The 6,216-nt window shown below is 58.3% G+C and carries 7 protein-coding genes and 1 pseudogene; 4 read left to right on the forward strand and 4 right to left on the reverse strand.

Annotated features, from left to right (window positions below; all coding sequences use genetic code 11):
* The coding region (locus ACTQXO_RS08585; RefSeq protein ID WP_441038702.1) for an IS3 family transposase at positions 1 to 73 on the forward strand (73 nt) is incomplete at its 5' end.
* A gap of 78 nt (positions 74 to 151) precedes the next feature.
* Here ACTQXO_RS08585 and ACTQXO_RS08590 read toward each other — a convergent pair.
* The 3 genes and pseudogenes from ACTQXO_RS08590 to ACTQXO_RS08600 form a co-directional block, all read right to left on the reverse strand.
* A complete protein-coding gene (locus ACTQXO_RS08590) occupies positions 152 to 313 on the reverse strand; it encodes a hypothetical protein (RefSeq protein ID WP_441033551.1) in 162 nt (53 codons plus the stop codon).
* Between the two features lie 38 nt (positions 314 to 351).
* Positions 352 to 495 (reverse strand): annotated as a pseudogene (locus ACTQXO_RS08595) (KUP/HAK/KT family potassium transporter); the annotation flags it as partial.
* Positions 496 to 762: 267 nt separating this feature from the next.
* Complete coding sequence (locus ACTQXO_RS08600; protein ID WP_427794950.1) at positions 763 to 1,674, reverse strand: DMT family transporter; 912 nt, start codon at positions 1,672 to 1,674, stop codon at positions 763 to 765.
* A gap of 118 nt (positions 1,675 to 1,792) precedes the next feature.
* Between ACTQXO_RS08600 and ACTQXO_RS08605 the strand changes: the two genes are divergently transcribed.
* Both ACTQXO_RS08605 and ACTQXO_RS08610 read left to right on the forward strand, forming a co-directional pair.
* On the forward strand, positions 1,793 to 2,650 hold the full coding sequence (locus ACTQXO_RS08605) for a LysR family transcriptional regulator (protein WP_441039009.1): 858 nt from the start codon (positions 1,793 to 1,795) through the stop codon (positions 2,648 to 2,650).
* A 202-nt stretch (positions 2,651 to 2,852) separates the two neighbouring features.
* Positions 2,853 to 4,334, forward strand: a complete 1,482-nt coding sequence (locus ACTQXO_RS08610) for an aminotransferase class I/II-fold pyridoxal phosphate-dependent enzyme (protein WP_441033548.1) — start codon at positions 2,853 to 2,855, stop codon at positions 4,332 to 4,334.
* 225 nt (positions 4,335 to 4,559) lie between these two features.
* Here ACTQXO_RS08610 and ACTQXO_RS08615 read toward each other — a convergent pair whose 3' ends face one another.
* Positions 4,560 to 4,970 (reverse strand): peptide deformylase, encoded by a 411-nt coding sequence (locus tag ACTQXO_RS08615; protein ID WP_441033542.1) that lies wholly within the window; start codon positions 4,968 to 4,970, stop codon positions 4,560 to 4,562.
* A gap of 214 nt (positions 4,971 to 5,184) precedes the next feature.
* Between ACTQXO_RS08615 and ACTQXO_RS08620 the strand changes: the two genes are divergently transcribed.
* A complete protein-coding gene (locus ACTQXO_RS08620) occupies positions 5,185 to 6,084 on the forward strand; it encodes a hypothetical protein (protein ID WP_441033545.1) in 900 nt (299 codons plus the stop codon).
* The last annotated feature ends 132 nt before the right edge of the window (positions 6,085 to 6,216 follow it).

Raw genomic sequence — 6,216 nt, forward strand, 5'->3', positions numbered from 1 at the left:
CACGAGGCGAAGGCAGGTTAAACTGAAGGGGCTGACCCCGGAGGAGTTCCGGAACCAGCCCCTTGCGGCGTAGTTCTTATTTAAGCCGTCCAAGTTTTGGGGTGCAGTTCACTGTGAGGCGCAGGGCCGCTGTCGTCGACGCGCGACGTCGTTAGAAGTTGGCGTCGTTGAGTTGTTCGCTCTCGAGGCCGTCGAGCTGTTGGTGTTCGGGCGTATCGGCGACGCTCCCGAGCAGCTCGGTGGGGTCGACGTTCATGTCCCTACCGGCTTCGTTGCTGTTGACAAGGTCGTCCGAGAAGATACCGACATCCATTTCCTCGGCTTCCTCGATCTGAACTTTGAGCTGGAGTTATTGGCGAGCAGCGCCGCGCCGCCGATCATGGCAGGTAGAATCAGCCACGGTGCCACTTTGCGCACCAGGCTAAACAGGGCGAAGATGCCGCTCTCGTTGTGGTTGTCGGCCTTCATGGCGATTACCACGTACTTGACCGTGCTGGTCTTGGAGGTTTGCCTCCAGTTTGGCGTGCGCCACGTGGACTCCCTTGGACATCCGGTTATCTGTCTTGGACAGATAACTTTTATGCCGTCTTTATACATATAAGAGCTGTTTGGCACATCGGGTAATTTTAGACAATAATCCCCAGTTGGGGATTATTTATGTACGCAGGTAGCATTTCAAAACAGGGGCGCATCCGCTGTATGGCTTTGCTGCAATGTAATAACTGCGGACGCGCTCCTGCTCTGAAACTGAAGAGGGAACTTTTAGACGCGTGCTGCCTGAGCGATACCGGTCTTGGCGCCTGAGCGTTTACCGGCGAGTTCGCAAAAGATCGCGCCGCCGATGATAAGCACGGCGCCCATCAGGCGGACCGGTGTTATGACTTCGCCCAAAAGGGCGGACGAGAACACGACGGCCGAAAGCGGCTCGAGGTAGCCGACGACAGCGACGGTCTGCACGGGCAATTTGGCGACGGCGCTAAAGTAGAGCAGACAACCGATGCCGGTGTTGACGACGCCGAGCATAGCGACGGCGCGCCAATCGATGGTTGCGGCGATGCTGGCGGATAGGAATGAGGGGGTGCCTTGGGTGACGAGTGTAAGGACCAGCGCGGTCACAAAGGCGGCGCTCACCTGGAGCGCGGAGTTCTCGAGGCCTTCGATGTGCGGCGCGCCCTTGCTGGCGATGACCATCAATGCATAACAGAAGGCCGAGGCGATTCCGCAGACGATGCCCGCAATGGGCATATTGCCGCCTAGACCTTGCGCTGCAATGAGAAAAGCGCCGCAGGCGACTGCGATAAACCCGGCGATTTTGCCACCGGTTAGTTTTTCGCCAAAGATAAACGGCGAGAGGGCCATGACGATGATGGGGCCGCAGTAGTACAGCAGCGAAGAAACGCCGACGCCGATCGTCTGATAAGCGCGAAACAGAAAAATCCAGCTGGCGCCCAGCGCGGCTCCCGAGAGGAGGAGGGCTGCGGCTTCGCGGGGGCGAGAAGGCGCCTGCAGCTTATGGCGTTGGGTAATGGCGAGGATGGTGACAAGCGAAAGGGCTCCCAGAAAAGTGCGTAGCAGCACGATATCGGAGCTCGGGAGTGCAATGGCCGCAGCGATGATGCCGTTGGAGCCAAACAACAGCAATGCTGCTAAATACGTAATCAATCCGTTGTTCATGCGCTGCCGTCCCCTCTATATCTGTGCATGTTCACTATGGGTGAACTGGCTTTAGAAGAAAAGCGAATATAATGCATGGAAAACATGACAAAAACTCATGCAAAGGTGGAGGCATGTCGTGGAAACGAATATTCAAAAGATGCAGGTGCTGCTGGAGACCGTGCGCGCTGGAAGCTTTACGCGTGCTGCCGAGCGCCTGAGCTACTCGCAATCGGGCGTGAGCCGCATGGTGGCCGATCTTGAGGCCGATTGGGGCTTTAAGGTGCTCGACCGCGGTCGTGAAGGTGTTGCTCTTTCTGCCGACGGGCGGCAGGTCATGCCGGCTGTCGAGGCGCTCTGCGAGGAATTCGTTCGCTTGCAGCGACGGGTGGATGAGATGCGCGGGCTCATGCGCGGCAAAGTCTGCATCGGTACGTTTTCGAGCGTGGCGACCCACGTGCTGCCGCCGGTGATTGCGCGTTTTCGTGCTGATCATCCAGACGTCGATTACGAGTTGCTGATGGGCGACTATTCAGAGATTGAACAATGGGTGGCAGAGGGTCGCTGCGATCTGGGTTTTATCCCTCGTGAGCCCCGAGAAAACGGCATGACATCGCTGCCTTTGGTGCGCGACGAGTTAATGGCGGTAGTGCCGTCAGGCTCGTTGTTTGCCACGGCGGAGGTCGTCTCTCTTGCCGACTTGGCCAACGAGCAGTTTATTCTGCTAGAACGCGGCACCGATGACGAGATTACGCCGCTGTTTCGTCGGGCGGGACTGGCAGTGCACTCAAAACTGTCGACCTGGGATGACTATGCGATTATGGCTATGGTCGAGGACGGCCTGGGTGTGAGCATTCTTCCCGCGCTCATCATGCGCCGCTGTCAGTTCGATGTTGCCGTGCGTCCGCTCGAAGGGCATCCCCATCGACAGATCAACGCCATATATCGAACGGCCGATGTTTCGCTTGCCGCCGCCCGTTTTCTCGAATACCTCTAAATGGGCGCACGTCGTTACCGCCTTGGGGTAAATCTTGAGGTTTGGGTCATGTTATTTTTAAAATTGAACTTTTAGAAATAGCACGGCGCTATACTGCTTGCTAAATTGAACCTTGGTTCAATTCGTGTACTATAAATTGAACTTTGCCAGCAAGGAGGTTCCTGTGACCCAAGAGACGTTTAGCGATCGCCTGCGACAGGCTATGTCCGATCGCGACGTTCGTCAGTCGGACGTAATCCGCGCATCGGAGATGCTCGGCAAAAAACTCGGCAAGAGTCAGATGAGCCAATATGTGAGCGGCAAGACGATTCCGCGGCGCGATGTGGCAGAGCTGCTCGCCCGCATTTTGGAGGTCGATGTTACCTGGCTGCTCGCCGGTGACGCCGATCAAGACGAGACATCATCGACCCACAACGTTTCCAAGCCCGAACCCTATCCCTCAGCTCAAATTGCAAGGAGCACCACCATGCGTACTTTTTCTAAATCCACCAAACTCGAGAACGTTCTGTATGACGTGCGCGGCCCCGTTGTCGACGAGGCAGCCCGTATGGAGGACGAAGGCGAGTGCATCCTCAAGCTCAACATCGGTAATCCGGCGCCCTTTGGTTTCCGCACGCCCGATGAGGTCATTAAGGACATGCGCCAGCAGCTGCCCGACTGCGAAGGCTATTCCAACTCGCGTGGTCTGTTCTCTGCGCGCAAGGCGATCATGCAGTATTCGCAGATCAAGGGCCTGCCCAATGTTCAGATGGAACATATCTACACGGGCAACGGCGTGTCCGAGCTCATTCAGCTTTCGATGAACGCGCTGCTCGACAATGGCGACGAGATTCTGATTCCCAGCCCCGATTATCCGCTGTGGACGGCGTGCGCAACTCTTGCCGGTGGACATCCCGTGCACTATCTGTGTGATGAGCAGGCCGATTGGTATCCCGATCTGCAGGATATGGAGTCCAAGGTCACGAGCGCGACCAAGGCCCTCGTCATCATCAACCCCAACAACCCCACGGGCTCTGTCTATCCGCGCGAGGTGCTCGAGGGCATCGTTGAGATCGCGCGCAGGCACCAGCTCATGATTTTTGCCGACGAGATCTATGACCGCCTGTGCATGGACGGCTACGAGCACGTCTCCATTGCATCGCTCGCCCCCGACCTGCCCTGCATTACGTTTAGCGGCCTGTCCAAGTCGCATATGATCGCGGGCTATCGCATTGGCTGGATGGTGCTTTCGGGCAACCAGCGCTGCATGAGCGACTTCATCATGGGCATCAACATGCTCTCCAACATGCGCCTGTGCTCCAACGTGCCGGCCCAGTCGATCGTCCAGACGGCGCTTGGCGGTCATCAGTCGGTCAACGATTACATCCGCCCCGGCGGTCGTGTCTACGAGCAGCGCAACTTTGTGTATGAGGCGCTCAGCAAGATCGACGGCATCTCGGTGGTCAAGCCGCGTGCGGCGTTTTATATCTTCCCCAAGATGGATGTTAAAAAGTTCAACATCACCGATGACGAGCAGTTTGCCCTCGACCTGCTGCACGAGAAGAAGATCCTCATCACGCGTGGCGGCGGCTTCAACTGGGCTGAGCCCGATCACTTCCGCATCGTGTACCTGCCGCGCATGGAAGTGCTCAAAGAGTCGCTCGAAGACCTCGCCGATTTCTTTGATCACTACCGCCAGTCCTAATTGGTTCCGCCGTTCTACCGAACGGCGGACCGCTTGATGCTACGCGAGCCGCATTCACGCCAATCTGACGTTCAATTTCGAGGGCGCGACCAGAAGGTCAGCGCCCTCTCATTTCACGTCACCTTGGCGCAAATGCGGCCGCTCGCTGTTGTGTGCTCAGCCTGCATCGTTACCATGATCCAAAGGGGACGGAGGAAAACAGATCATTTTCCTTGACTCGCGGAACTATATAACGACGCCGTTGCAGTGGTCGATTTCGTGCTGGATGATCTCGGCGGTGTAGCCCGAGAAGTTTTTGATGCGGTGGACGAAGTTCTCGTCCAAATACTCCACCTTAATGCGACGATAGCGGGTGCAGGGACGCTCGCCGATCAGCGAGAGGCATCCTTCGCTGGTCTGATAGGCATTGACCTGCTCAAGAATTTGAGGGTTGTACATCAGGAGCGCCCTGTTGCCGTCATTTACGCAGATGATGCGTTTGCGCACGCCGATCATGTTGGCGGCGAGCCCCACGCACTCGTGCTCATGCTCGTGGAGCGTATCCAGGAGGTCCTGCCCGATCACGGCATCGTCGGGCCCTGCGTCTTCGGAAGGCAGGCGCAAAAAGAACTCGGATTTCATGATGGGCTTAATCATGGCGGGCTCCTTAAGGTGGACACGTTTGGTTCAGGCCATGATACCGCGACATGTCGCATTAATGTGTGCATATAGATTCTGCAGCTAGATTGGATGGCGACACCATAAACTAATGGACGTTTTGCCGAGAGGCATGAATGTTTAAAGCGCAAAGAGTGCGCGACGGGCCCCGCGAATGGGGCGATGATGCCCGAGAGGGCCAAGAAGGAGTCTCATGTCCGAGAACGAAAAGATCATGAACGAGACCGAGAACGAGACCATGGCTGCCGAGGTCGAGGCAGTCGAGACCGTGGAGACCGAAGCTACCGAGGTTGAGGCTGCTGACGAGGTTTCCGCCGAGGAGGAGGCCGAGGTTGTCGAGGCCGCCGTTGATTACGATGACGAAGAGCTGATGGACAAGATGCAGAAGGCCGCCCGCCTGCTGCGTAGCCGTCGCTTTGCTATTTCCAAGGAGGAAGAGGCTAAGGCCGAGCGTATGGCGAACATCGAGCGCGCCATCAAGCTCCTTGATCTCAAGCCCAAGATGGAGCAGAAGGAAATGTCCGATCTGCTGGGCATGCGCCTTCGTGAGCTCGATGGCCTGATGGCCGAGGCCGAGGCTGCCGATCTGGTCGGCCGCATCGACAACGCCGAGGGCGATATGCGCAAGATCGTCGTCTTCGCTGCCGAGGATGCCGCTGAGGGCCTGGTCGAGCTTGCCAACAAGAAGGAGAAGCTCCTGCCCGAGCTTTCTTACGAGGAGGCCACCGAGCTGATGGCCGCGCTCGATAAGGTTATCGCTCCGCTCGTCGCCATGGGTCTGGACGAGGATCGCGGTCCTCGCGGCGGCCGTGACGACCGTGGTGGCCGTGGCGGCGACCGTGGCGGTCGCGGCGGCTTTGGCGACCGCGGTGGCCGTGGCGGCGACCGTGGTGGTCGCGGTGGCCGTGGCGGCTTTGGTGACCGTGGCGGCGATCGTGGCGGTCGCGGCGGCTTTGGCGGCAACCGTGGTGGCTATGGCGACCGCGGTGGCAACCGTGGCGGCTTCGGCGGCAACCGTGGCGGCGATCGTGGCGCGCGCGGCGGCGACCGTGGCGGCCGCAACGGCGGTGGCTTCCGCGGCAACCGCTTTTAGTTACGGCGTTTTACTAAACGCCGTAACGGCTCGACGCTGCAAGCCCGCCAGAGCGGCAATCTGCCTTTCAACTTCGGCGGCATGACCAAAAGGTCAATGCCGCCTCGTTTCAAGGCGCCTTGCTCGCTCTGG

Source organism: Collinsella sp. LCP19S3_D5 (assembly GCF_052121415.1).
Lineage (GTDB): Bacteria > Actinomycetota > Coriobacteriia > Coriobacteriales > Coriobacteriaceae > Collinsella.

Excerpts from the sequence above, each read along its gene's own strand:
- ACTQXO_RS08590 (WP_441033551.1), bottom strand. The coding sequence starts at position 313 with ATGGATGTCGGTATCTTCTCGGACGACCTTGTCAACAGCAACGAAGCC.
- ACTQXO_RS08600 (WP_427794950.1), bottom strand. The coding sequence starts at position 1,674 with ATGAACAACGGATTGATTACGTATTTAGCAGCATTGCTGTTGTTTGGC.
- ACTQXO_RS08610 (WP_441033548.1), top strand. The coding sequence starts at position 2,853 with ATGTCCGATCGCGACGTTCGTCAGTCGGACGTAATCCGCGCATCGGAG.
- ACTQXO_RS08615 (WP_441033542.1), bottom strand. The coding sequence starts at position 4,970 with ATGATTAAGCCCATCATGAAATCCGAGTTCTTTTTGCGCCTGCCTTCC.
- ACTQXO_RS08620 (WP_441033545.1), top strand. The coding sequence starts at position 5,185 with ATGTCCGAGAACGAAAAGATCATGAACGAGACCGAGAACGAGACCATG.